Raw genomic sequence first — 24,264 nt, 5'->3', positions numbered from 1 at the left:
ATACGACTTTGGACACGTTTGTCCAATGGGTTGGACTAACGTGTCCAATTAATTGGATTAACGTGTCCAGCGAGTTGGACAAACGTGTCCAATTTCGTTAGCTCGGAAGAAATCATTTAGCAATATGAATAGACAGAAGATAGCAAACATTATTGACCGACAATCGCATACCGACTGGATATGCACGGCTTACGACTGGTTTATGGTTCTTGCCATTCTCGTAAGCCTCCTGCCGCTTATGTTCATGAAGTCGCACAAGGCGTTTTGGTACACGGAACTCGGCTCTACGCTCGTGTTCATCATCGACTACCTGCTGAGGTGGGGTACGGCTGACATTAGGAGCAACAATCGCAAGACGGCGTTCCTTACCTATCCGTTTTCTTTTATGGCAATCATAGACCTGCTGTCCATCTTGCCTGCCGTTACGCTGCTCAACCCAGCCTTCAAGCTGTTCCGCTTCGTGCGCCTGCTGAGGCTGACAAGGGTGCTGAAGATATTTGGCATATCGAGCAAGATGCGCCTGTTCCTGTCCATACTCTACAAGGAGCGTCAGGTGCTGTCCTCCGTTTTGGTATTGGCACTGATTTACATTTTTGTAACGGCACTCATACTGTTCAATGTCGAGCCGCACGTAAATCCATATACCCATCAGCATACGTTCCATTCCTTTTTCGATGCCCTGTATTGGGCAACCGTAACGCTCACCACCGTCGGCTATGGCGACATGTGTCCCGTTACCGACGTCGGCCGCTTCGTAAGTATGCTCTCCTCGCTGTTTGGCGTTGCCGTAATCGCACTGCCTTCCGGCGTGATAACCGCCCGTTATCTCGATGAACTGCGGAAGGGGAGGGGGAGGCATTGACAAGACATACAGAAAAAAGGAAGTCTTTTAGCCTCTAATACAAGAAAAATAGCTATATTTGCAAATGACTTATCGTGTTAATCAATACCAAAGGTGAATAATGGCTTTCAATTATGGTAGAGTATGAAGAGCAATAAATCTTTGAAAGTGGTATCTTGCAAATGGCAGAACTTGGGAGTTTAAAGTGTCTGCAACAGATACACACTCAAAAAGAGAACTTCTATGTAAATTTCTTCCTTCTGACAGCATTTGGAGGATGCTTCAGCAGGAAGAAAGAGAACATTGCTAAGAATACCCCCATACTGCTCAAAGATTCAATGGTGTCAAAGGATAGTGTGGAAGTTGATTTGGAACGGTTGAGTAGGAATTGTAAGCATAGACAATTATATAATTTTAGTGATAGATATTCTATACTCCAACAAGAAACAGATATTTTATTGTAATTTAATAATTTATGGAAAAATCATTTATTGAAGAGTTTGAGATCCTCGGTCTTTTTGGTTACAAGAATGTATGCATTACATTCAACCATTCTACATTGATTGTGATAGGAGAAAATGGGTTTGGAAAGACAAGTGTTCTGAATGCTCTTAATTTTCTAATCACGCATTCTTATAAGCGCCTCTTGGAGATTAAGTTTAATGCGATAAGGCTTACTATCAATGGTAGAGAGTTTTTCTATGAAAGAAATTTAATAGAACAATATTCTTCCTATATTGACAGAAAAGATAACGAAGATCATTCTATTATAGATTTTGTAAGACGAAATACAGATAATAAGGTTTTTTTGACAGCTGTAGATTTGATAGAGTCTGGGAAACGTAAGGATTTCTTTACTTTTATAAATAATGATGATTTCTTGAAAACGATTCCTGGCAATTTATTGTATCAAGAATTATTTACTTGGAATGAGCAGACAAAAACTTTCCACGATTTTGTTGTTATGGAAAACCTTATTGATAGTTACGACTATACTGTTCTGTTCTATCCAACTTATCGAAGGGTTGAAGTTGATTACCAGAGTCTTTTCCCCCTCGGGGAAAGGCGAAAATTGATGCGCTTTGAGGAGGAAAGAAATAATGAAAATGAGGATATGAATATCCGTTTTGGAATGAAGGATGTTGCAAGACGAATTGAAACTATTACAGACATTATCAGGAAATCATCATTGGAGGGTTTTACAATTGTGTCGGGCGACGTAATTCATCAAATGTTAGGTACGAATTCAATTTCCAAACATGAATTGAATTGTACAGAAGATGAATTAAGAATAGTCCTTGATCGAACAGGTAGTAAATTGAATGCGAGTGACAAATCTGTTATATTGGATCAATTTAAGAAACAAGATAAGGCTTTATTGGAGAACGATTTCCTGTTGTTCTATTTACAACAGTTATTAATGATATACAGAAGTCAAGAAAAGTACGATTCTGCAATCAATAAGTATTGTGAAGTATGCAACAAGTATTTGAGTGATAAAAAATTTGTATATGATGCTAGTAATGTAACACTTGCAATTTACCGTTGCATTGATGGTAAGCCTGTAATATCGCAAGATAACAATGTTCAATTGAATCAATTAAGTTCGGGCGAGAAGCAAATTGTTTCCATCTTTTCCCAAATATATTTGGAACTTGATAAAAGGTATATAGTGTTATTTGATGAGCCAGAGTTGTCATTGTCTATATATTGGCAGGAAAATCTATTGCCAGATATTATTGAATCAGGTAATTGTATGTTCTTAATGGCTGTAACTCATTCACCATTTATCTTTGGCGACAAACTGCAACAATTTACTGTTGGGATGCATGAATTTTTAAAGAATAATGACTGATCAGAATTTCACCCCAAATGCATTGGCCAAGAAACGAGCTGATGCTTCTGTTATCTATTCTAGATTCACTTTGCTTATTCCTCTATATGGTGAAGATGCTATTTATTGCTTTGTAGAAGGCTATGACATGCCTTACTACAGACCTATTGTCCAAAATGTTTGTCAGAAAACCCCTGTAGAAATTATATGCAATGGTAAAAGTTCAGTCATCGCAGCTAATATATTTATAGAAGCGAAAGAAGATAGTAGAAGATACGCTAAACGATATTTTGTGGATCGAGACTTTGATAATAATGATAATCTTCCTGATACTATTTTCATTACAGATGGTTATGCGATAGAAAACTACTATCTTTCGGATAGATGTGTTAGTAGCATTCTTGAAACTGAGTTTAAGATGTCAAGGGTAAAGTATCCTGATAATTATACTAACTGTATGGATTTATTTCATTCTGAACATGAAAAGTTTTTAGAAGGAATATCACTGTTCAATGCCTGGTATAGCTGTCTTTATAATAGCCCTGTTTGGGACAGACGTGACGTGTCTCTTGATAATAGTTTTCCTAAAGAATGGCTTTCTTTAAAAATTGGAGATATAAGATATTCCTATAAATTATCAGACATTGAGAAGAAGTATAAGAATGCACCTCAGCTGGAAGACTCGGTTGTTTATACAGAAAAAGCAAAGTTACAAGCTAAAGGGCATATGTTTTATAGGGGTAAATATGAAATGCAATTCCTATTTGAATTCTTGAGATTTATACAAAATGAACCCCAAAAGTCTCGCATTTATAGTGTTGCTTCATGCTCAATACCATTTAATCAGAATACAATGTTGTCAACATTTTCGCAATATGCAGATGTGTCAGAAAATCTATATAATTACATTAAAACAGGAATTCGATGAATATATGGATATTAGTTGCGCGTTGTATGCATTATTCCAACGGATAATTAATGTTGCTATAACGTGAGTTCGATATAAGAATTAAATAGACATATTCAGTTTCTTATTGATTATAAATACATTAATTTATTGTTAATTCTTCTCAATTCTTCTTAAAACGGATTTAATTAAATTGATTAAACAAAACAGCTCACTATAACCTTTTTAAGTGGTAATAAATACTCGAATTACAAGATTATTTCTTTATTTTCTTTCGGTTTAGAAACGTCTAAGTTTTTTATAGATAATATGTTGGAGTGATTTCTTATGTCGAACTCACGTTAGTAAGGAAAATGAATGATTATCTAATTGAATAGTTTGGTAGGGAACTATTTACCTTTTGTTGCTAAGGCGAGTGCTGAAGAACACTGGGAAAGGGCAAAAAGAAAAGCGGACTCCGCAGAGTCCGCCTAAATTTAATCAGTAACAATTAGTTTTGTCTTAGCCTAAGCTAATAGCTTCGCTTGGACAAACACTTGCGCATGTGCCGCATTCTGTGCAAGCATCAGCGTCAATCTTGTAGATGTCGCCTTCAGAGATAGCTCCTACTGGACATTCGTCAATACATGTACCGCAAGCGATGCAGTCATTGCTAATTACATAAGCCATAATTATAAATCTTTTATATATTAATAATGTTTTTGTATAGGATTGTCTTCAATACCTACTTTTGTATGGTGCAAAGGTAAATAATATTTTTCTAATACCTACAAATAATGATTAGAAAATGAAATATTTAGACAATATACAAATAAAACCGATGGTCTTATTGGCTTTGAGAAGAAAGATGAAAGCCTTGTGTTACAATAAATAAATAGAGAAAACGTTATAAGAACAGATATGAAAAGACTTCTATACATAATATTATTGTTGGCAACATCAATGGTTGGCTTTGCGCAAGAACGCACCGTGCAGAACCGTCCCTATACAGACTTGCGTCCGTTCCATTTCGGTGTTATGGTTGGCACACACTTGCAAGACCTTGAAATTGTTAATACGGGACCGCAAATGGTAGACCTTGGCGATGGTAACGGACCTGTGCAGAAGGTTATTTCGGTAGACCAAGACCGCTGGGACGCAGGCTTCACGGTGGGTGTATTGGGCGAACTGCGCCTGAACACGACGTTTCAGCTACGTATAGCACCTACCATGTACTTCGGTACACGCCACCTTACTTTCAGAAATCTGACGGACTTGAACGCCAAAGGGCAACCTATTGAGAAGACACAGGACTTGAAATCCGTGTATATCTCGTGCGCTTTCAACCTTATTGCAGCTGCTCCGCGTTTCAACAATCATCGCCCCTACCTAATGTTGGGTATTAATCCGATGGCTAATCTGTCGGGAAAGAACGACGATTACTTAAAGTTAAAAGGCGGCGATGCTTATTTAGAGGTGGGATTAGGTTGCGATTTCTATCTTCCTTTCTTCAAGTTGCGCCCTGAATTGAAGTTTATGTATGGACTGTCGAACAGCTTAGATGCCAATCACGTAAAGGAATTGCGCGATAAGAATACGCAGATGTATGCCAATTTTGCAAAGGAAGCCCGTTCCAAGATGATTGCGCTGACGTTCTATTTCGAGTAATTTTATTAGTGGATATAAAGTAAAAGGAGTTAAGACGCTGTGTTGTCTTAACTCCTTTTGCTTTTCTATTTCTTCTTTTCCAAGTCTAAAACCATCTTTCCTACAAAGATTGCCGACTTTCCGTTCTGGTCGATACCTATTTTCTTGCCGTCCAAGTTCTTCACGTAAGCGAGTTCATTTAGGAAGGTGTGCGAGTGTCCGCCCAATATCAGGTCGATGCCACGTGTGCCTGCAACCAACTCTTCGTCGCTAACTCCTTCGATATTCAAGCCTAAATGCGATATGCAAATAATAAGGTCGCATTTCTTTTTCTTTAGTTCATTGACGCATTTCTGCGCACACGCTATCGGATCCATATACTTCAGTGGCCCATAATTCGCCTTTACCACCAAACCATCGAGCTGTGGCGACAAACCAAACACGCCAATCTTCAGACCCTTGCGCTTTAATATAATGTAGGGCTTTACAATCTTTGCCAATTCCGTACCTGCAAAATCGTAGTTCGCGCATACAATGGGGAAGTTCAACCCCTTGAACATTCGTATCATATTGTCAAGCCCAAAGTCGAACTCGTGGTTGCCTATTGTGCCTGCATCGTAGTGCATCAGATTCATCAATCCTACCTCTACATCGCCTTTGAACATAGTGAAGTAGGGCGAACCCTGGCAGAAGTCGCCACTATCGAACAGCAACAAGTTGGGGTCTTTTGCTCTTTCTTCCTTCAACATGGCTATGCGACGCTCGAAGCCCGCACGTCCTGCACGCAGTGTGTCGGCAAGTGTGGTGTTGAAAGGCATTATCTGGCTGTGCGTATCGTTTGTATGCAGAATGGTGAGTTGCTTTTTCTGTGCAAAGACAACTACGCTGAACATACACAAGGCTATCAATAAAATATTCTTTTTCATTGTTTCTTTTCCTTTTTTATAGTCCCACTTATCCATCTTACTTCGCTATCGCGGCAGGTTGGTTCTTTTCATTGCTGACATAAGCAATGCGCCCTTCTTTCCTGCTGTTGATGGTTTTTCCCTCCGCTGTCATCGCTTTGAAGTAGTTCAGAATGATGTATCGCGAATTGTTCGATGCGTCTTGCGGTGCATTGACATCGGTTTTAGCTTTGAAAGCCTCCAGTTTGTCGTTGCCCTGTGCCAAATAGTCGATGGTGGCAATGCGGTATTGCGCCTTTGGGTCAATCTGTTTTCCGTGCAGACTCGCATACTGAAGCGTGTTACGCTTTGTCAAACCCAGCAGCACTCCCTTGCTAACGCCTTCGCCACCTGTATGAGCAATCTGCTGAAACAGCTCCAACACCTTCTCGCCGCTAAGTGTAAGGAAGCATATTTTGTTTTCAAACGGTGCAATATCGTTCACGTCGCCCACTGTAACATTGCCTTTGGGCAGTGCTGCACGAATGCCTCCCATATTGTAAACAGCAAAATCGACTTTCTCGTTATATCCCTTTGCTGCCCATACCAATATGTCGGCAAGCAGATTGGATAGGTCGCTCTCTGGCCGATGCGCCGCCATATAGTGGTCTGACTGCGCCACTACCGGAGTCATAATGCTGTCTACTATGTGCTTGTAGGGTGCTAAAAACTCCACAGCCTTCGGGTCTTTAGCCTTGTCGTAGCGTGCATCAATCAGTATTCTGCTGCGCTGCACACCTGTAAGTTGGTATTTTGCCCGCTGTGCTGCACATGGCGTACAGGTCAATACAGCTGCCATACCACCTATTAAAAACATCTTCTTATTCATAATCTGCGTTTTTTGCTTTCTGCAAAGGTAGTAAAAACTTGTCAGCCAACGTTGTTTCAGTCATCTTGTTTTTGTTCTGCATAAGTGAAATATAGTTAAAGAAGGTTTGCAAATAAGAAAGTTTCAATCGTTAATCGAATTATTTATCGTAACTTTGCACCGCTTTTCGGTATAACCGCTGGTCGTGGAAGAGTCGCGTACTATGTTATATTGGAACGACAAACAATATTTAATTAATTAAAAAATGGATTTAATTAAAATTGCTGAAGAAGCATTTGCAACCGGCAAGCAGCACCCAGAGTTCAGAGCTGGAGACACTGTAACTGTCGCTTACAAAATCGTCGAGGGTAATAAGCAACGTGTTCAGCTTTACCGTGGTGTAGTAATCAAGATTAACGGTGAGGGCGAAAAGAAGCGTTTCACTGTTCGTAAGATGTCGGGCACCATCGGTGTTGAGCGTATTTTCCCAATGGAATCACCTAATATCGAGTCTATCGAGGTGAACAAGCATGGTAAGGTACGTCGCGCTAAGCTTTACTACTTGCGCAATCTTACAGGTAAGGCTGCTCGTATTAAGGAAAGAAGAGTGGTATCTGCTAAGAAAGACAAGTAATTCTCTCTTGAGAAATCCACAAATAAAAAAAGTTCGGAACTTTACAGTTCTGAACTTTTTTTATGTCTTGAATCGTAGCTTTTCTTTTCTGCTCAATCCTCTTTGTCTTCCTCTTCGTAGTTCAATTGCCCATCGCCAACGCCGTGAATAGCGGTCTGCAAGTCTTTCCAGTTCTGAAAACCTGCAAACAATGCCAATCGGTCTAATGTCTTTTTCGATGGCTTTTCCTTCAACAGCACATAGCCCCAGAGTTTCCGCAACGACTTCGATTCCAAGTTTATATGGTGCTGCTTCAACCTTGCTGAAACCTTTTCGTAGTCGGCTGACAGATTGATATGCTGCGGAATTTTATGCTGAAACTCCGCAATAAAGCGTTTCAATGCCTTTTCCATTTATGTTGTTCCAACATTTAATCAGGTGCAAAGTTACGAAAAGAAAGGAATATAAAGCATTTTTCTTTTTATTATTTCTATTCCGTGCGCAATAATTGGAAATTCCTATACCAATGTGTTGATAACCTCTTCGCGCGATGCAGGCAAATAATCAATCACAGGAATTTCGGGCATCGTATAGCAACCAGCTGCCAAACGCATTGTGGCACGGGCGCAGTTTACGAGTATCTGACTTGTAAGTGCAGGGTTGTTGATGCTCATATTGAATTCGAAATGCTGGTTTTGCGTCTTTCCGCTCACACCTTTGCGAACGAGATGGACGCCGTGTCCCATATCGCGCACGTCGTCTACGCTTGCCACTGCAAACACGTGGGTTTCGTCGTTGGCGAAATATGGGTCAGCCTTGATAGCCTTTGTAACCTCTTCGAGCTTTGCGCCGTCTTCCAATTCCACGTAAACCATACGGCGGTGAATGCCTTCGCCCAGCGGGATAGTTACAGAAAGTGCGTTCTTCACACCTTCCTTGCCACGCACGCAAACCGAGTGTCCCATTGACATACCAGGCCCGAAATTGGTGTACGACAAGCCTTTGGGTGCCAAACTCTCCATCAAGATGCGCACCACAGAGTCGGAACCGGGGTCCCAACCCGCTGCAATTACACTCACTTTGCCCGCCTTTTTGCAGTTCTCCATTTGCTTTGTGCGGTAGTCCAATATGCTTGTGTGTATGTCGAACGAATCCACCGTGTTGATACCCATAGCTACAATGCGTTCTGCATATTTGGGACAGCTGCGTGTTGGTGCAGCAAGAATGGCTACATCAACGTTCTTCAGCTTTGCAATGTCGTCTACAACGTCGTATGGCGTAAGTTCCAAAGGTTTGTCCTTGTCGCCCTGACGACGCACGATACCTGCAATCTCAAAGTCTTTGGCAGCTTCGAGTGCTTCAATAGCGTAGTGCCCGATGTTGCCGTAGCCCACTACTGCTGCTCTTATTTTCTTCATAATCTTTCCCTTAAAACGTTATTTTACCTATTCTTTACAGACTGCAAAAGTACTGCAAAAATGTGATTAACGAGAAATTAGTGATGTTTTTTTTATCGAAAATATTCTCCATTGTCCTTTTGCGTTTGTATGCCTATGGCATTAATGGAACCTACATATATAGCAAGGTCAAGGGCGTCAAGTTGTTTATAGATTACCTTTTGTTTCGTCGTACTGCTTTCCGACCTTCCCTTGTTCTAATATTACACCATTTTCACCACCCGAAACACTAATGGTGCGTAAGGGTTTGAGCGCACCATTGCCATTTGTTAGACGTGCTCCACAGCTTCCTATATTCACAAACGAAATTGTTTCTCCAGTTCCTTGAGGGGCAACAGGAAAATACTCGATTGAATGTGTTATGCGAGAAAATACTCTTAAACCCTTTAGGCTTTGAACAAAAGAATTCTTCCTTGAACTTTCTAAACTCCTCAATTGCCAGTTTGACATAGTTACTCTATTGGCATATTTTTTGTTTTGCTTAATAATAAATGCAACAATTTAGAAAGTAGAAGAACGGTATTTTACGAAATCAAAAAAGACATAGTATATGGACAATCTGTTAGAAATTCGCAACTTACACAAAAGCTATCCCGGTTTTGAGTTGCAAGGTATTGACTTGGAAGTGCCCGCTGGAGAGATTGTGGGATTGATAGGAGAAAATGGAGCAGGGAAAACCACGACCATTCGCTCTATCCTGAATATTGTTTCCATTGACAGCGGAGAAATCAGAGTATTCGGTATAGACCATCGTTGTAACGAAAAGGAAATCAAAGAAAAGACGGGAGTTGTGCTCGATGACAGCTTTTTCAATGGAAGTCTGACACCAAAAGACATCAATCGTATTCTGAAAAATATTTATGAGAATTGGAATGAGGCGTATTTCTTTCAACTTTGTCATACTCTGAAGTTGCAGTGTACAAAGAGATTATCGAAGTATTCCAGCGGAATGAAAGTAAAACTTAAAATAGCAACAGCTCTCTCGCATAAGCCAGAGTTACTCGTGTTAGACGAACCCACTTCGGGATTAGACCCGATAGCGAGAAACGAAGTGTTGGAGATTTTGAAAGATTTCGTGAAAGATAAGCAGCATTCGGTTTTGTTTTCAAGTCATATCACTACAGACTTAGAACACATAGCCGACAAAGTGGCTTTTATCCACGAGGGGAAATTGGTCTTCCAAAAGCCAATGAAGGAATTGATGTGTAATGGCAGCTTAGAAGATGTGATGCTAAATCATATGAAAGGAGGTAAATTATGAACAAGGTAGTTAAGGGTCTTATGTTGAAAGACCTACTGCAACTCAAAGATTTTAAATTTTCTTTATTGTTTTGGATAATTGTATTCGGTATTGTTTCTGTTGTTTTCGATATAGCGCATATGTACACGTTGTTGATGGCATTCGGCTTTGGAATGATAGTAACACTTTCCTTTAATTTTGATGAAATGGGCGGAGCAGAGCGGTATGTGCTTTGTATGCCTGCACGGAGAAAGGATATCATATTGTCAAAGTACTTACTCTCTTTCGGTACGAGTACCGCTGGGGCACTGCTTGGGTGGATATTGGGTATCGCACTGCAATGGATTATGCACGGTGAACTTGGAGATAGTATGCTACGATGGTTCGGAGTTGTGCTGATTGGTATATTCACAATGGCAGTGATAAACTCGATTCAGATACCTTGTACTTATAAATACGGAGTGGCACATAGTCGCATATCGTTTTTTCTGATTATTGCCAGTATAGTACTGATTTATCTTGGGGGCAAATATCTGTTATCCTTGATGGGCATTGACTTGGCGGAAACACTGGAAACCTTCTATAATCAGTATTGGATAATAGCTTACATTGTATTGACAGGTACGGCTTATGTAGTATCTTATTATATCACCTGTCGGCTTTATGAAAAGAAAGACATATAAACGATGTAGTGGAAGTTTGTTTATGTTTCAAACTTCAAGAAATCGTTAATAATTATATACAAATAAAAGAACTTGCCCCAGTAATATAGGACAAGCTCTTTTATTATTTCAGTCTAAATGGTAAATGTCGTTTTTGTAAAACATTCCCAAATTATTTACGTGTAAATAAATATTTTTCTACACGTAAGTAATAATTTCTTTACACGTAAATAAATATTTCTCTACGTGTAAAGAATATGTCGGACTGCAAAAATCGGCACTTATCCAAAGAAAGGAGAACAGTTGGAATTAGTCAGAGGCAGGAACAAATCATAGTTGTTTTTGTTACATTCTTTTAATTCAATCTCTTGAAAAGTGATTTACTACCTTTGCTTTATCCATAAACTTGCCTTTCTGTACGAATTAATTGCAAAATTAACATAATTCTATTGAATGCGAGAGGATATTTAATAATAATCGTACAAAAGGGCAATAATATCGGTGTGTTGGTTAATGAAGTAACAGAACAAAATATTATCTTTGTCCCATAGAAGTAGAAAGAGCAATGTAATTTCAGCGATATGAAAAAGAAAATAATAACCCTTGTTTTGCTAATGCTGGCATCTGTTGCCCAAGCGCAGACATTAGAAGAATGTCAGCAGGCTGCGGAGAAGAACTATCCCATTATCAAACAGTACGGCTTAATCGCTCAGACAACCGAGCTAACCGTCAAGAATATTCAGAAAGGGTGGTTACCGCAGATTACTGCTTCGGCGCAGGCAACCTATCAGAGCGATGTGGTGTCGTGGCCAGAGAATATGCAACGTATGTACCAACAGATGGGACTCGACATGAAAGGGCTGACCAAAGACCAATATAAAATAGGTGTAGACCTTCAGCAGATTATTTATGACGGTGGTGCCATAGGCAGTCAGCGCAGCATAGCACGTCAGGAAGGAAAGGTTCAGGAGGCACAAACCGAAGCAAATCTGTATCAGGTGCGCAAGCGTGTCAATGAAATGTACTTCTCGCTCTTGCTTCTCGACGAACAAATCAGACTGAACGACGATGTAAAGGCTTTGCTGCTGTCGAGCGAAAAGAAACTTGCAGCGATGGTGAAAGGCGGTACGGCAGCCACAAGCGACTTTGATAACGTGAAAGCAGAGCGGCTGAGTGTAGCACAACAGAACGAGAGTTTGAAATCGCAACGGCAGATGTTGCAGCGTATGCTAAGCGTCTTTTGCGGCATAGAGATAAGCAATCCCGAGAAGCCAGCGGCTGTTGAGGCGAGTGCATCGGCAAGCAATCGTCCCGAAATACGGCTGTTCGACAATCAGCTGAAGCTTGCCGAAGTACAGGAGAAAGCCTTGAACACAAAGCTGCGCCCCACGTTGGGACTTTATGCTCAAGGTTATTACGGCTATCCGGGGCTTAATATGTTCGAGGATATGATAAGTCGGAAGTGGAGTTTGAACGGCATAGTGGGCATAAAACTGTCTTGGAACGTAGGCGCACTCTATACGCACAAAAACGATAAAGCCAAGTTGAAGGCGCAGCGCGAATTGATTGAGAATGCACGAGAGGTGTTCCTGTTCAACAATAACATGGAACAGATACAGCAAACAGAGAATGTAAGCCGATACCGCACGATGATGCAAGGCGACGACGAGATAATTGCGCTGCGCACAAACGTACGCAAAGCTGCTGAATCGAAGCTTGCTCACGGTATCATTGATGTCAATAGCTTGCTGCGAGAGATTAACAATGAGAATGCAGCCAAGACGCAACAGGCTATCCACGAGATAGATATGCTCAAGGAAATGTATAATCTGAAATACACCAACAACGAATAGAAAAACAACCAACAAATATGAAAAAGGTATTTTTATTAGCCAGTCTTGCCTTTATAATGGCATCTTGCGGAGAGGATAAGAAGGACTATGACGCAACAGGAACGTTCGAAGCAACGGAAGTTACCGTGTCTGCCGAGTCGTCAGGACAGCTGATAAGCTTTAATGTTGCGGAAGGACAGTTGCTCGACGGTGGAATTACGGTAGGACAGATAGACTCCCGACAGCTTACATTGAAGCGTGCCCAGTTGGCAACAAGCAACGACCAGCTGGTGGCTACGCACGGTCAGCTTGATGCAAATAAGCGACAGTTGGCTGCCAACCGACAGGCAACGGCAAGAAAACAGTTGGATTTGAAGAAGCAGGTGGCGTCCATTCGTCAGCAGATAGCCAATCAGCAACGTGAGCGTCAGCGTTTTTCGGAACTCCTGCGCGACGGTGCTGTCCCACAAAAGCAGGTCGATGATATAGACTATCAGATACAAGTGTTGCAGAAACAGCTTGCAGCAACCGAAGAACAGATAGCCAGTCAGAATGCTGCATTGGCTGAACAGAACAAGGGAATAGCTGCACAGATTGACGGAATCAATTTGCAACAGGCAGGAGTAAGCGCACAGCAAGCTGGCGTGCGTGCCCAACAAGCACAGCTTGACGACCAGATTGCCCACACCTTCGTGAAGAGTCCGCTCACTGGAACCGTCTTGGAAAAGTATGCAGAGCAGGGCGAATTTGTTTCCATCGGTAAGCCACTGTTCAAGATTGCCGACACCAAGAGAATGTTCATACGGGCATACATCACTTCAGAACAGCTGAAAGACGTGCGCCTTGGGCAAAAGGTGAAGGTGATGGCAGACTATGGAAACGGACAGAAAAAGCAGTATAATGGTGTTGTTACTTGGATTTCGAGCCGCTCGGAGTTTACGCCTAAGACCATTGTTACCGACAATGAGCGTGCCGATTTGGTTTATGCTGTCAAGATACAGTTCCAAAACGACGGCTATGTAAAGATAGGAATGTACGGCGAAGTGAAGTTTTAAGCCATATTGAAAGCGATGAATGCAATCGAAGTAAATAGCATATCAAAGCACTACGGTAAGGTGCAGGCATTGCGTGATGTCAGCTTTTCGGTGGGCAAAGGCGAGGTTTTCGGACTCATTGGTCCCGATGGAGCAGGCAAGACGTCTATGTATCGCATTCTCTGTTCGCTGCTTCTTCCCGATGCGGGCACGGCTACGGTAGATGGTTACGACGTGGTAAGCCAGATGAAAGAGATACGCAAGCGGGTTGGATATATGTCTGGCAAGTTCTCGCTCTATCAGGATTTGACCGTAGAAGAGAACCTTAAATTCTTCGCAACGCTATTTAATACGACGGTAGAAGAAAACTACGACTCTATCAAAGCCATCTATTCGCAGCTTGAACGATTTAAGAATAGAAGGGCAGGAGCACTCTCTGGCGGTATGAAACAGAAGCTGGCACTCTGCTGTGCCCTTGTTCATCAGCCGAGCGTGCTATTCCTTGACGAACCAACAACGGGCGTTGATCCAGTCAGTCGTACGGAATTTTGGGAGATACTTGCACAACTGAAAGCGCGCGATATAACCATTGTTGTTTCCACACCATACCTTGATGAGGTGAGAAGTTGTGAGCGTGTGGCCTTTCTTTCAGAAGGTATTATAAGAGGTATAGGGACTCCCGAAGAGATTCTTACGGAGTTTAGAGATGTGTTTAACCCACCCAGCATCGAGCACGAAGGAAGCAATAAGGTTGGCAATGAGGCTGAAAATGTCATCGAAGTAGAACATCTTGTCAAGGCTTTTGGTACTTTCCGTGCGGTAGACGATATCTCCTTTACCGTTAAGAAAGGAGAAATATTTGGCTTTCTCGGTGCCAACGGAGCCGGCAAGACCACTGCAATGCACATGCTGACGGGACTTAACCAACCCACAAGTGGTACAGGCAGAGTGGTGGGCTTCGACATACGCACCGAATATGAGCAGATAAAGAAACACATTGGCTATATGAGTCAGAAGTTCTCGCTCTACGAAGACCTTACCGTTGCAGAGAATATCAGTCTTTTTGCTGGCATCTACGGTATGCAAGATGATGAGATACACCATAAGACCGATGCACTGTTGCAGCGTTTGAACTTCGCAGAACATCGCAATACTTTAGTATCTAATCTGCCATTAGGTTGGAAACAGAAGTTGGCTTTCTCTGTCAGCATCTTCCACGAGCCTGGAGTTGTGTTCCTCGATGAACCTACGGGAGGAGTCGACCCTGCCACGCGCCTCCAATTTTGGGAACTGATTTACGATGCTGCAGAACGGGGAATAACAGTCTTTGTAACCACTCACTATATGGACGAGGCTGAATATTGCGACCGTATATCCATTATGGTGGACGGCAAAATCAAGGCTTTGGGAACGCCCGACGAACTGAAACGAAACCTCAACCAGCCCGATATGAACCACGTGTTCACCTATTTAGCACGACAGGCAACGCGCAGTTCGGATTAAGAATACACCTCAATATAAATGTTCAATATAGATGAAGCAGTTTATTTCATTTGTCGTCAAGGAAACCAAGCACATTGTTCGCGATAAGCGCACAATGTTAATGCTGTTCGGTATGCCGATAGTCTTGATGCTTCTGTTTGGCTTTGCCATTACCACCGATGTGAAAAACGTTCGGACAGTCGTTGTTATGAGCAATGCTGACCACGCCACCCAGCAGGCGGCAGACCGTTTGTTGGCATCGGAATACTTCACCATAACGAAGGTTGTTGATACCCCTGCCGAGGCTGAACAGACTATCCGCAACCAAAAGGCAGATATGGCAGTGGTGTTTGCGAAGGACTTTGCAAGCAGGAAATCGGGCTTTCAGCTTATTGTAGACGGCACCGACCCTAACATGGCGCAGCTGTGGACGACCTATGCCAATGCGGTTATCACGAATGCAGAAAGCAGTATGATAAACTCAAAGTTGCTATATAATCCGCAGATGAAATCAGCCTACAACTTCGTTCCTGCCATCATAGGAACATTGCTGATGCTGATTTGCGCCATAATGACTTCCATTTCCATTGTCCGTGAAAAGGAAAAAGGCACAATGGAAGTGCTTCTCGTTTCGCCCACACGTCCCTTGATGATTATCGCTGCCAAGGTTGTTCCCTACTTGGTGCTTGCTTTTGTTATCCTGATAGTAATACTCCTTATGGCTATTTTCGTGTTGGACGTACCGTTGCAAGGTTCCTTGTTCTGGATATTTCTTATTTCCACGATATATATCCTCTTGGCTCTTTCGTTGGGTTTGCTTGTTTCCAATGTTGCAAAAACGCAGCTTGTGGCATTGCTGTTATCGGCAATGGTGCTGCTGATGCCCATTATCATGCTTTCTGGAATGATATTCCCCATTGAGTCAATGCCCCGAATATTGCAGTACGTATCAGCCATTGTTCCCACGCGCTACTATACAAGTGCCATGCGTAAACTAATGATTATGGGAGTTGGCATAGAGCAAGTGTACCGTGAAACGACGATTCTCATAGGTATGCTTGTGGTGCTGTTGTCCCTCTCGCTCGCCAAGTTCAACAAACGATTAGAATAGAAGTCTATGACACTGAAATATCTTTTACGGAAAGAGTTCACCCAAATTCGTCGGAATTCATTTCTTCCACGACTCATCATAATCTATCCAATTGTGATTATGTGCGTCATGCCGTGGATAATGAACATGGAGGTAAAGAACATTGCAGTAGACGTTGTGGATAACGACCGCTCTACGCAGTCGCAGCAATTGGTGCACGAAATTGAAGCAAACAAGTACTTTGTATTTCACGGACAGCAATCTACCTACGCAGCAGCACTCAACAACATAGAGCATTCCGAAGCCGATATAGCAGTGGTTATACCGCAAAATTACAGTCGCAACCTTACCTTGGGGCGTATGCCACAGGTGCTTATTGCTGCCAATGCCGTCAATGGGACAAAGGGTTCCATAGGCTCGGTTTATCTTTCTCAGGTTGTTTCTGCCAATGCGTTGCCCTCTGCCGCAGCCATTCAGTCGAAGGTGGCTACGCTATACCTCTACAACAAGCACCTTAACTTCAAGCTATTTATGATTCCTGCACTCTTTGCCATCATAATGATGCTGATGACAGGCTTCCTGCCAACGCTCAATATAGTGAACGAAAAAGAAACTGGGACGATAGAACAGATGAACGTAACCCCTGTAAGCAAGTGGACATTCATTCTTGCAAAGCTCGTTCCTTACTGGCTTATTGCGTTCTTCATCATTACCGTCTGCCTTGTATTGGCGTGGGCTGTATATGGCATAACTTCAGTGGGGAATATCGCTCTCATCTATCTGCTGGCTATGTTGCTGGCATTGTTCTTCTCTTCTTTCGGACTGATAATATCCAATTACTCCGACACAATGCAGCAAGCCATTTTCGTAATGTGGTTCTTCGTAGTCATACTCCTGTTGCTTTCTGGTCTGTTCACCCCCACACGCTCTATGCCGTCTGTGCCTTATCTCACCACGTACGTTAATCCTGTAAGCTATTTCATAGAGGCTATACGTACAGTATTTATTCGTGGTGGCAGCTTCAACAGCATTGCTCATCAGGTATTTGCCCTTTCGGGCATTGCCCTTTTTATGGGAGGTTGGGCTGTGATGAGTTATAAGAAGAACAATTAACGCAAGTTCGCTAAATTATTTACGTGTAAATAAATATTTTTTTACACGTAAGTAATAATTTCTTTACACGTAAATAAATATTTCTTTACGTGTAAATAATTTGTCTGACAACGATTTTTGTGCAATATAAGTACTTTAAAGACAGGAAGATGGGGTGGAGAAGAGGTGCATGAACCGATGAGGCTTCATGGTTTTTGGTGCAGGAATGCAACCGTGCAAGGTCGTGGCTGTGGCGTTGGTAGATAAAGAAAGGAGGGTATGCAGATGAGATTTTCTGCATACCCTCCTTGTTCTTAGAATGTATTTCGGCAACCGTGCCACCTTGAAACCCTATTACAGGTTTGCCAATTCAATTGCCTTGTCTACTGCTGCGGTTACGCCTTCAACATCTTTACCGCCTGCCTGTGCGTAGTGGGGCTGTCCGCCGCCACCGCCTTTAATCAGCTTTGCAGCTTCGCGGATAATCTTTCCAGCGTTCATTTCGTGGTCTTTCACCATATCGTCGCTCAGCATAATCGAGAGCAAAGGCTTGTTTTCGTGGGTCGAGCCCAATACGCAAACGAGCTTTTCGGGTATGGCTTCGCGCACCTTGAAGACGATGTCTTTTGCCGAAGCTGGTTCAACGGGCAGCACAGCCTTTACCACCTTGACGCCGTTCACGGTTTCTGCACGTTCTACCAAGCGGTTTGCAAAGCGGACAACGGTTTGTTGGCGGAAGCTTTCCATTTCTTTCTTCATTGCATCGTGCTCCTGAATGTACTTCTCTATAACGCCTTTCAAGTCCTTCGCATTGTTGAACATCGCCTTTAAGTCGCGCACGGTGTCTTCAAGTGCGTAGAGAGTTTCTTCGCAATGCTTTCCTGTGAGGGCTTCTACGCGGCGAATGCCCGCAGCAACACTGCTTTCGCTGATTATCTTGAAGAAGCCAATGCGTCCTGTAGAGGTAGCGTGGATACCGCCACAGAACTCGCACGACGGACCAAAGCTGATGACACGCACCTTGTCGCCGTATTTTTCGCCGAACAATGCCACTGCGCCCATCTCCTTTGCTTGCTCTAACGGTGTGTCGCGATACTCGCCACGAGGCAAGTCCTGACGTATCATATCGTTTACGATGCGCTCTACCTGTCGCAATTCCTCGTCGGTTACTTTCTGGAAGTGCGAGAAGTCGAAACGCAGAGTGTCTGCGCTGACATACGAACCCTTCTGTTCGCAGTGCTCGCCCAGCACCTGTTTCAGTGCGTAATCCAACAAGTGGGTTGCTGTATGGTTGGCTGCCGAAGCATCGCGCTTGTCGGTATCGACGCAAGCCATGAAGTCTGCCTCTGCATTCTTCGGCAGTTGCTTCACGATGTGAATGCTTTGGTTGTTCTCGCGCTTTGTATCAACGATGTCGATGGTTTCCTCTTCGTTCACCAAAACACCTTGGTCGCCAACCTGTCCACCCATTTCGCCGTAGAAAGGCGTGTGGTCTAACACCAATTCAAAGAAAGTATTCTTCTTCTGTGTAACCTTTCTGTAACGCAAAATGCGGCATTCGTATTCGGTGTAGTCGTAGCCTACGAACTCTTGTTCGCCCTCTTTCAGCACTACCCAGTCGCCGTTTTCAACAACGGCAGCATTGCGAGCACGTGCCTTTTGCTGTTCCATTTCTTCCTCGAACTGTTTTTCATCGACACTGAAGCCGTGTTCACGACAAATCAGTTCGGTGAGGTCGAGTGGGAAACCGTAGGTATCGAACAGGCGGAACGCCTCTTTACCGTTCAGTTCGGTCTTTCCTTGCGCCTTCATTTCGTCCATTGCGTTGGTTAAAAGGTTGATACCTTTCTCCAAAGTGCGCAGGAACGAGTCTTCCTCTTCCTTGATAACGCGCGCAATGAGTTCGCGTTGAGCGGTCAGTTCAGGGTATGCGTTGCCCATTTCGTGGATAAACGTGTTGAGCAACTTGTAGATAAACGCTTCCTTCTGGTCTAAGAAGGTGTAGGCGTAACGTACGGCACGGCGCAAGATACGGCGGATAACGTAGCCTGCTTTCGCATTGCCTGGCAGCTGACTGTCGGCAATTGAGAAGGCAACGGCACGCATGTGGTCGGCTACGACGCGCATGGCAATGTCTATTTTCTCTTGTTCGTTTCTTGCTTCTCCGTTTTCGCCCGATGGCGTAGTGAAGCCGTACTTCTTTCCGCTCAAACGTTCCATTTCCTTGATGGTAGGCTGGAAGATGTCAGTATCGTAGTTCGAGTTCTTTCCTTGCAGCATACGTACGAGGCGTTCGAAGCCCATACCCGTATCAATGACGTTCATTGACAAAGGTTCGAGCGAACCGTCAGACTTGCGTTGGAACTGCATGAAGACGATGTTCCATATTTCGATAACCTGCGGATTGTCTTTGTTCACAAGCTCACGACCGGGTGTTTTTGCCTTTTCTTCGGCACTGCGAGAGTCTACGTGTATCTCAGAGCAGGGACCACAAGGACCTGTTTCGCCCATTTCCCAGAAGTTGTCGTGCTTGTTTCCGTCGATAATGTGGTCTGCTGGCAAGTGTTTGAGCCAGTATTGTGCAGCTTCGTCGTCGCGGGCAATGCCTTCTGAGGGGCTGCCTTCGAATACGGTAACATACAAATCGGCAGGGTTCAGCTTCAGAACATCAACCAAATACTCCCACGCATAGTCGATTGCGTTCTCCTTGAAGTAGTCGCCGAAGCTCCAGTTGCCGAGCATTTCGAACATTGTATGGTGGTAGGTGTCGTGTCCGACTTCTTCCAAGTCGTTGTGCTTGCCACTTACACGCAAGCATTTCTGCGAGTCGGCGCGGCGTCGTGGTTCTGGTTCTTTCGTGCCAAGAATTATATCTTTCCACTGGTTCATACCAGCGTTGGTGAACATCAGCGTAGGGTCGTCCTTAATAACCATCGGTGCAGACGGTACAATGACGTGTCCTTTCGACTCGAAAAACTTCTTGAAAGAGTCGCGGATTTCATTTGCTGTCATTTCTTTCATATACTTTAATTTTATAAAAATCAACCAAAAGAGTTGCAAAGATACTGACTTTTCACTATTTTTGCAAATGAATTGTAAAATGATTGATATATGGCAGATAATTCGCGTAAACTATATTATTCCATAAAAGAAGTGGCACAGATGATGGAAGTGTCGGAAAGTTTGCTCCGTTATTGGGAAACAGAGTTCCCACATCTCCGTCCGAAAACCACAGGTAATCGTGTTCGCCAATATACGGACAAGGATATTGAGCAAATAAAGATTATCTATAATCTGGTGAAAGTGCGTGGATTTAAGATTGCTGCAGCACGAAAGATGCTGCAAGAAAACCGCAGCGGTGCCGATAAGAGCCAGAAAGTGCTTGAGAGTTTGATATCGGTACGCGACCAACTGAAAGATTTGAAAGCCCAACTCAGTGGTTTGGTGTAAGTAGTTTGCTTACACCTTATATATAATAGGGAAGGTTTGGCACGGCAAGAATGGTTTTAGGGTCGTGGCAAACCAATAGCGTAAAAGAGAAAGGAAGTACTTCTTACTTCAACATAATGCCATTATAGATGCGCCCCGAATCGATGCCGAGTCTGCGGGCAGAGAAGTAATCGGTGGTGGCATCGTAAGTGCAAATGCCTTCGTCTATAATGTTTTCGGGCAGAACGCCCATTGTTTCCATATCCATATGGTTGGAAAGTTTCAGGTCTAAGTGCCATTTCAAAGGTGCTTCGCCCTCTTTTGGCTGTATGGTGCGATAGCGTTTGGCTATTCGTTCCATATCGAGATGGGCATTGGCAAACTGTTCGTAGACTTCGTCGCCCACTTCAAAGTTCTCCAGCGATATACCGGGACCAATCACAGCCTTCAGTTTTTGTGGGTCGGTGTGGAAGACTGTGCCCATCTCCTTGATGGTTTTCAGCACGATATGCTTCACTGTGCCACGCCAACCAGCGTGTATAGCTGCAGCAGCGTGGTGCTCTGTGTCGTAGAGAAGTATGGGAATGCAGTCGGCAGTAGACACTCCGATGCACACATTCGGTTCGTTTGTCATCACAGCATCGACGCCTTCGATGATTTGTTGGCGTATGTTTTCGGGCAAATTGAAGTATTCGCTGGCTATCAACCGCGAGTTGTCGCTGTGTATTTGGTGCGGAACGATGAGCCGACTGACGTCTATTCCCAAGCTGTTGGCTAAGGCTTTGCGGTTTTCTTCTATGCTTTCGGGCACATCATTACAATAGCGATTGATGTTGAACGAAGCGTAATCGCCTTGGCTAACACCGCCGTGGCGGGTGGAAGAGAAAGCCACAACGTTGTCGGCAAGTGCGTAATGGTGCAGTTCGGGCTTATTCATCAATGTACTCAAAATCGTCAAGTTCGTCTATTTCGTCGAAGTTATCTTCGTCGTAAAGCTCTGCATCTTCCACATCAGCACCCTCTTCGTGCATCTCTGCCTCAAAGCGTGCCATGTCTTTGTCGCGATGTACGAGTGTGTCTTCTGCTACAATGTCGTTCAATTTGTTGCTTTCCGAGTTGAGTTCCTTCCACAACAAGTCTTTCAGTTCGTCGATTCCGCTGCCAACGACTGCTGAAATAAACACCACTGGCAGGTCGGTGGGAAGCGTTTCCTTTAGCATTTCTATCAGTTCATCGTCTAATAGGTCGCTCTTTGTAACTGCCAGCACTCTGTGTTTGCTGAGCATTTCGGGGTTGAATTGGCGGAGTTCGTTGAGCAAAATCTCGTATTCTTTCTTTATATCGTCGGTATCTCCTGGCACCATAAACAGCAAAAGCGAGTTGCGCTCTATATGTCGGAGGAAGCGCAACCCCAATCCTTTGCCCTCGCTTGCACCTTCGATGATACCTGGAATGTCTGCCATAACGAAGCTTTGGTTGTCGCGATAGCTTACAATGCCCAGCGATGGCTCCATCGTTGTGAAGGGATAGTTGGCTATTTTAGGTTTCGCGCTCGACAACGATGACAGTAATGTAGACTTGCCAGCGTTGGGAAAGCCCACCAAACCTACGTCAGCTAAGAGTTTAAGTTCAAGAATGACGGTCATTTCCTGCAACGGTTCGCCTGGTTGGGCATATCGTGGAGCTTGGTTGGTAGCAGTACGGAACTGGAAATTGCCCAATCCGCCACGACCGCCTTTCAGCAATACCACCTCCTGACCGTCGTATGAGATGTCGCAAACAAACTTTCCTGTCTCGGCATTGTAGACCACTGTGCCGCAAGGAACATCGATATAAACGTCCTTGCCATCGCTTCCGTGGCACTTGTCGCGCCCTCCGTTGCCTCCATGTTCGGCGAAAATGTGGCGTTGATAGCGCAGGTGGAGCAATGTCCAGTAGTTGTGGTTGCCACGCAGAATAATGCTTCCACCCTTTCCACCGTCTCCTCCATCAGGACCGCCGTTAGGATTATACTTCACGTGGCGCAAGTGCATAGAGCCTTTACCGCCCTTGCCAGAGCGACAATATATCTTGACGTAGTCTACAAAGTTTGTTTCTGCCATAGCTTGATGGGGAGTTTAAATAATGAATAATGGTGGGAAAAGCCAATAAGTGGCGAAGTTTTATTGAATAAAAAAGATGATAGGCAGCGGGTAAAAGTATGCGTATGGCAATACTTCCTGCTGCCTATCATCTTTTTATATTATAGTGCATCGATAACCGATTCGATGCGACCGAAGATTTCGTCAATGGTTCCAAGGCCTTCAACGTGGTGGTGAATGCCTTCTTTTTCGTACCAATCAATGAGTGGAGAGGTCTGTGTGTGGTAAACATTCAGACGCTTCTTGATGGTTTCTTCGTTGTCGTCAGAACGTCCGCTCTGCTGTCCGCGGAGGATAAGACGCTTCATAAGCTCATCTTCTGGCACGAACAGCTCAATCATAGCTGCAATCTTGTGTCCACGTTCTGCGAGCATAGCCTTCAAGGCATCAGCTTGTGGAATTGTACGAGGGAATCCGTCGAAGATAACGCCTTTGTGTTCCTTGCCGAAACTGTCGTAGACGCTGGCAAGAATGTCAATCATAAGTTCATCAGGGATAAGCTGACCATTGTCGATATAGCCCTTAGCGGTTTTACCAAGTTCTGTACCGTTCTTGATTTCGGCACGCAATACATCGCCTGTAGAGATGTGTCCGAAACCGTACTTCTCAATCATTTTGTCGCTCTGTGTGCCTTTTCCTGCACCGGGAGCACCGAAAATTACGATATTTTTCATTATTCTTGTACTAAAGTATATATGTCTCTTAAGTTCCTTCCTTGCTGGTCGTAGTCCAATCCGTAGCCCACAATGAAGTCGTTAGGTATTTCCATAGCAGCATATTCTATATTCAAAGCCGCCTCCAACTTGCCTGGTTTCAGCAGCAACGTGCTGATATGGATATTGGCAGGGTTCTTCTTGCGCAGTGTTTCCAGCATACGTTCCATTGTTCTGCCCGTATCTACGATGTCTTCTACGATTACTACTTCGCGCCCAGAAATATCTTCGTTCAAGCCAATGATTTCGGTAATCTTTCCCGACGACTCTGTTCCTTCATAGGAAGCCACCCTTACAAAACCTATTTCGCAAGGTATATCAATAAACTTCATCAAGTCCGCAGCATACATGAACGACCCGTTGAGGACTGCAAGAAACAGGGGAGTCTTGCCTGCCATATCCTTGTTCAGCCTTTCAGCCACACGTTCCACTTTTTCAAGAATTACTGCTTCAGGGATTGAAGTCTCGAATGTTTTATCTTTAATTGTTATGCGACTCATTGTGCAAAATCAGTTATTT

The 24,264-nt window shown here is 43.6% G+C and carries 24 protein-coding genes; 13 read left to right on the top strand and 11 right to left on the bottom strand.

The window, feature by feature from the left end:
• Positions 1-124 precede the first annotated feature (124 nt).
• The 3 genes from BWX39_RS08175 to BWX39_RS08160 all read left to right on the top strand — a co-directional run bounded on the left by BWX39_RS08175 (position 125) and on the right by BWX39_RS08160 (position 3,603).
• Positions 125-862 carry an ion transporter gene (locus BWX39_RS08175; protein WP_036860494.1) on the top strand — a complete coding sequence of 246 codons (738 nt, stop codon included), beginning with the start codon at positions 125-127 and terminating at the stop codon, positions 860-862.
• Between the two features lie 454 nt (positions 863-1,316).
• Positions 1,317-2,696 carry an ATP-binding protein gene (locus BWX39_RS08165; protein WP_028905403.1) on the top strand — a complete coding sequence of 460 codons (1,380 nt, stop codon included), beginning with the start codon at positions 1,317-1,319 and terminating at the stop codon, positions 2,694-2,696.
• A complete protein-coding gene (locus BWX39_RS08160) occupies positions 2,689-3,603 on the top strand; it encodes a DUF4435 domain-containing protein (RefSeq protein WP_028905404.1) in 915 nt (304 codons plus the stop codon). Before BWX39_RS08165 ends, BWX39_RS08160 begins: the two co-directional genes overlap by 8 nt.
• 480 nt (positions 3,604-4,083) lie before the next feature.
• Here BWX39_RS08160 and BWX39_RS08155 read toward each other — a convergent pair whose 3' ends face one another.
• Positions 4,084-4,251 (bottom strand): 4Fe-4S binding protein, encoded by a 168-nt coding sequence (locus BWX39_RS08155; RefSeq protein WP_014709582.1) that lies wholly within the window; start codon positions 4,249-4,251, stop codon positions 4,084-4,086.
• Positions 4,252-4,482: 231 nt separating this feature from the next.
• Here BWX39_RS08155 and porT point away from each other — a divergent pair, with 231 nt between their 5' ends.
• The gene (gene porT / locus BWX39_RS08150; RefSeq protein WP_028905405.1) at positions 4,483-5,229 is read left to right on the top strand and encodes a type IX secretion/gliding motility protein PorT/SprT; all 747 of its coding nucleotides are present in this window, start codon (positions 4,483-4,485) and stop codon (positions 5,227-5,229) included.
• A 65-nt stretch (positions 5,230-5,294) separates the two neighbouring features.
• On the opposite strand, the gene BWX39_RS08145 is transcribed toward porT, so the two are convergent.
• Together BWX39_RS08145 and BWX39_RS08140 are read right to left on the bottom strand one after the other, a co-directional pair.
• Entirely contained in the window at positions 5,295-6,134 is an 840-nt protein-coding gene (locus BWX39_RS08145) for a bifunctional metallophosphatase/5'-nucleotidase (RefSeq protein WP_028905406.1), read from the bottom strand.
• Between the two features lie 37 nt (positions 6,135-6,171).
• The gene (locus BWX39_RS08140) at positions 6,172-6,981 is read right to left on the bottom strand and encodes a 5'-nucleotidase C-terminal domain-containing protein (protein ID WP_028905407.1); all 810 of its coding nucleotides are present in this window, start codon (positions 6,979-6,981) and stop codon (positions 6,172-6,174) included.
• A 244-nt stretch (positions 6,982-7,225) separates the two neighbouring features.
• On the opposite strand from BWX39_RS08140, the gene rplS reads away from it, so the two are divergent.
• Entirely contained in the window at positions 7,226-7,594 is a 369-nt protein-coding gene (gene rplS, locus BWX39_RS08135; protein WP_028905408.1) for a 50S ribosomal protein L19, read from the top strand.
• Between the two features lie 92 nt (positions 7,595-7,686).
• Here the strand turns inward: rplS and BWX39_RS08130 are convergent, their stop codons facing one another.
• The 3 genes from BWX39_RS08130 to BWX39_RS08120 all read right to left on the bottom strand — a co-directional run bounded on the left by BWX39_RS08130 (position 7,687) and on the right by BWX39_RS08120 (position 9,480).
• A complete protein-coding gene (locus BWX39_RS08130) occupies positions 7,687-7,986 on the bottom strand; it encodes a hypothetical protein (protein ID WP_028905409.1) in 300 nt (99 codons plus the stop codon).
• Between the two features lie 105 nt (positions 7,987-8,091).
• Positions 8,092-8,991 (bottom strand): diaminopimelate dehydrogenase, encoded by a 900-nt coding sequence (locus BWX39_RS08125; RefSeq protein ID WP_028905410.1) that lies wholly within the window; start codon positions 8,989-8,991, stop codon positions 8,092-8,094.
• 186 nt (positions 8,992-9,177) lie between these two features.
• The gene (locus BWX39_RS08120) at positions 9,178-9,480 is read right to left on the bottom strand and encodes a hypothetical protein (protein ID WP_028905411.1); all 303 of its coding nucleotides are present in this window, start codon (positions 9,478-9,480) and stop codon (positions 9,178-9,180) included.
• Between the two features lie 100 nt (positions 9,481-9,580).
• On the opposite strand from BWX39_RS08120, the gene BWX39_RS08115 reads away from it, so the two are divergent.
• From BWX39_RS08115 to BWX39_RS08085, 7 genes are all read left to right on the top strand, one after another.
• On the top strand, positions 9,581-10,291 hold the full coding sequence (locus BWX39_RS08115) for an ABC transporter ATP-binding protein (protein ID WP_051129494.1): 711 nt from the start codon (positions 9,581-9,583) through the stop codon (positions 10,289-10,291).
• Complete coding sequence (locus tag BWX39_RS08110; protein ID WP_028905412.1) at positions 10,288-10,953, top strand: ABC-2 transporter permease; 666 nt, start codon at positions 10,288-10,290, stop codon at positions 10,951-10,953. Before BWX39_RS08115 ends, BWX39_RS08110 begins: the two co-directional genes overlap by 4 nt.
• A 560-nt stretch (positions 10,954-11,513) precedes the next feature.
• A complete protein-coding gene (locus BWX39_RS08105; RefSeq protein WP_028905413.1) occupies positions 11,514-12,785 on the top strand; it encodes a TolC family protein in 1,272 nt (423 codons plus the stop codon).
• A gap of 17 nt (positions 12,786-12,802) precedes the next feature.
• Complete coding sequence (locus BWX39_RS08100) at positions 12,803-13,819, top strand: HlyD family secretion protein (protein WP_028905414.1); 1,017 nt, start codon at positions 12,803-12,805, stop codon at positions 13,817-13,819.
• 15 nt (positions 13,820-13,834) lie between these two features.
• Entirely contained in the window at positions 13,835-15,301 is a 1,467-nt protein-coding gene (locus BWX39_RS08095; RefSeq protein ID WP_028905415.1) for an ATP-binding cassette domain-containing protein, read from the top strand.
• 31 nt (positions 15,302-15,332) lie between these two features.
• The gene (locus tag BWX39_RS08090; protein ID WP_028905416.1) at positions 15,333-16,391 is read left to right on the top strand and encodes an ABC transporter permease; all 1,059 of its coding nucleotides are present in this window, start codon (positions 15,333-15,335) and stop codon (positions 16,389-16,391) included.
• Between the two features lie 6 nt (positions 16,392-16,397).
• Positions 16,398-17,483 (top strand): ABC transporter permease, encoded by a 1,086-nt coding sequence (locus tag BWX39_RS08085; protein WP_028905417.1) that lies wholly within the window; start codon positions 16,398-16,400, stop codon positions 17,481-17,483.
• A gap of 333 nt (positions 17,484-17,816) precedes the next feature.
• Here BWX39_RS08085 and alaS read toward each other — a convergent pair whose 3' ends face one another.
• The gene (alaS, locus tag BWX39_RS08080; RefSeq protein ID WP_028905418.1) at positions 17,817-20,483 is read right to left on the bottom strand and encodes an alanine--tRNA ligase; all 2,667 of its coding nucleotides are present in this window, start codon (positions 20,481-20,483) and stop codon (positions 17,817-17,819) included.
• A 90-nt stretch (positions 20,484-20,573) separates the two neighbouring features.
• Between alaS and BWX39_RS08075 the strand changes: the two genes are divergently transcribed.
• A complete protein-coding gene (locus BWX39_RS08075) occupies positions 20,574-20,912 on the top strand; it encodes a MerR family transcriptional regulator (RefSeq protein ID WP_028905419.1) in 339 nt (112 codons plus the stop codon).
• Between the two features lie 103 nt (positions 20,913-21,015).
• On the opposite strand, the gene pgeF is transcribed toward BWX39_RS08075, so the two are convergent.
• From pgeF to hpt, 4 genes are all read right to left on the bottom strand, one after another.
• Complete coding sequence (gene pgeF / locus BWX39_RS08070) at positions 21,016-21,828, bottom strand: peptidoglycan editing factor PgeF (RefSeq protein ID WP_028905420.1); 813 nt, start codon at positions 21,826-21,828, stop codon at positions 21,016-21,018.
• Complete coding sequence (obgE, locus tag BWX39_RS08065) at positions 21,821-22,993, bottom strand: GTPase ObgE (RefSeq protein WP_028905421.1); 1,173 nt, start codon at positions 22,991-22,993, stop codon at positions 21,821-21,823. The genes pgeF and obgE overlap by 8 nt, the downstream gene beginning before the upstream one ends.
• A gap of 140 nt (positions 22,994-23,133) precedes the next feature.
• Positions 23,134-23,706 (bottom strand): adenylate kinase, encoded by a 573-nt coding sequence (locus tag BWX39_RS08060; protein ID WP_014709602.1) that lies wholly within the window; start codon positions 23,704-23,706, stop codon positions 23,134-23,136.
• On the bottom strand, positions 23,706-24,245 hold the full coding sequence (hpt, locus tag BWX39_RS08055; protein WP_028905422.1) for a hypoxanthine phosphoribosyltransferase: 540 nt from the start codon (positions 24,243-24,245) through the stop codon (positions 23,706-23,708). The genes BWX39_RS08060 and hpt overlap by 1 nt, the downstream gene beginning before the upstream one ends.
• Positions 24,246-24,264 lie beyond the last annotated feature (19 nt).

This window comes from Prevotella intermedia ATCC 25611 = DSM 20706, assembly GCF_001953955.1.
GTDB lineage: Bacteria > Bacteroidota > Bacteroidia > Bacteroidales > Bacteroidaceae > Prevotella > Prevotella intermedia.
Note: the sequence above shows the minus strand (reverse complement) of the source record. Positions and strands in the feature narration are given on the sequence as shown.

What these genes read in the sequence shown, in the direction of transcription:
- BWX39_RS08085 (WP_028905417.1), top strand. Translation starts at nt 16,398, where the DNA reads ATGACACTGAAATATCTTTTACGGAAAGAGTTCACCCAAATTCGTCGG.
- BWX39_RS08160 (WP_028905404.1), top strand. Translation starts at nt 2,689, where the DNA reads ATGACTGATCAGAATTTCACCCCAAATGCATTGGCCAAGAAACGAGCT.
- BWX39_RS08165 (WP_028905403.1), top strand. Translation starts at nt 1,317, where the DNA reads ATGGAAAAATCATTTATTGAAGAGTTTGAGATCCTCGGTCTTTTTGGT.
- hpt (WP_028905422.1), bottom strand. Translation starts at nt 24,245, where the DNA reads ATGAGTCGCATAACAATTAAAGATAAAACATTCGAGACTTCAATCCCT.
- porT (WP_028905405.1), top strand. Translation starts at nt 4,483, where the DNA reads ATGAAAAGACTTCTATACATAATATTATTGTTGGCAACATCAATGGTT.
- BWX39_RS08140 (WP_028905407.1), bottom strand. Translation starts at nt 6,981, where the DNA reads ATGAATAAGAAGATGTTTTTAATAGGTGGTATGGCAGCTGTATTGACC.
- pgeF (WP_028905420.1), bottom strand. Translation starts at nt 21,828, where the DNA reads ATGAATAAGCCCGAACTGCACCATTACGCACTTGCCGACAACGTTGTG.
- BWX39_RS08115 (WP_051129494.1), top strand. Translation starts at nt 9,581, where the DNA reads ATGGACAATCTGTTAGAAATTCGCAACTTACACAAAAGCTATCCCGGT.
- BWX39_RS08075 (WP_028905419.1), top strand. Translation starts at nt 20,574, where the DNA reads ATGGCAGATAATTCGCGTAAACTATATTATTCCATAAAAGAAGTGGCA.
- obgE (WP_028905421.1), bottom strand. Translation starts at nt 22,993, where the DNA reads ATGGCAGAAACAAACTTTGTAGACTACGTCAAGATATATTGTCGCTCT.
- BWX39_RS08130 (WP_028905409.1), bottom strand. Translation starts at nt 7,986, where the DNA reads ATGGAAAAGGCATTGAAACGCTTTATTGCGGAGTTTCAGCATAAAATT.
- alaS (WP_028905418.1), bottom strand. Translation starts at nt 20,483, where the DNA reads ATGAAAGAAATGACAGCAAATGAAATCCGCGACTCTTTCAAGAAGTTT.
- BWX39_RS08120 (WP_028905411.1), bottom strand. Translation starts at nt 9,480, where the DNA reads ATGTCAAACTGGCAATTGAGGAGTTTAGAAAGTTCAAGGAAGAATTCT.
- BWX39_RS08175 (WP_036860494.1), top strand. Translation starts at nt 125, where the DNA reads ATGAATAGACAGAAGATAGCAAACATTATTGACCGACAATCGCATACC.
- rplS (WP_028905408.1), top strand. Translation starts at nt 7,226, where the DNA reads ATGGATTTAATTAAAATTGCTGAAGAAGCATTTGCAACCGGCAAGCAG.
- BWX39_RS08090 (WP_028905416.1), top strand. Translation starts at nt 15,333, where the DNA reads ATGAAGCAGTTTATTTCATTTGTCGTCAAGGAAACCAAGCACATTGTT.
- BWX39_RS08105 (WP_028905413.1), top strand. Translation starts at nt 11,514, where the DNA reads ATGAAAAAGAAAATAATAACCCTTGTTTTGCTAATGCTGGCATCTGTT.
- BWX39_RS08145 (WP_028905406.1), bottom strand. Translation starts at nt 6,134, where the DNA reads ATGAAAAAGAATATTTTATTGATAGCCTTGTGTATGTTCAGCGTAGTT.
- BWX39_RS08110 (WP_028905412.1), top strand. Translation starts at nt 10,288, where the DNA reads ATGAACAAGGTAGTTAAGGGTCTTATGTTGAAAGACCTACTGCAACTC.
- BWX39_RS08095 (WP_028905415.1), top strand. Translation starts at nt 13,835, where the DNA reads ATGAATGCAATCGAAGTAAATAGCATATCAAAGCACTACGGTAAGGTG.
- BWX39_RS08155 (WP_014709582.1), bottom strand. Translation starts at nt 4,251, where the DNA reads ATGGCTTATGTAATTAGCAATGACTGCATCGCTTGCGGTACATGTATT.
- BWX39_RS08125 (WP_028905410.1), bottom strand. Translation starts at nt 8,991, where the DNA reads ATGAAGAAAATAAGAGCAGCAGTAGTGGGCTACGGCAACATCGGGCAC.
- BWX39_RS08100 (WP_028905414.1), top strand. Translation starts at nt 12,803, where the DNA reads ATGAAAAAGGTATTTTTATTAGCCAGTCTTGCCTTTATAATGGCATCT.
- BWX39_RS08060 (WP_014709602.1), bottom strand. Translation starts at nt 23,706, where the DNA reads ATGAAAAATATCGTAATTTTCGGTGCTCCCGGTGCAGGAAAAGGCACA.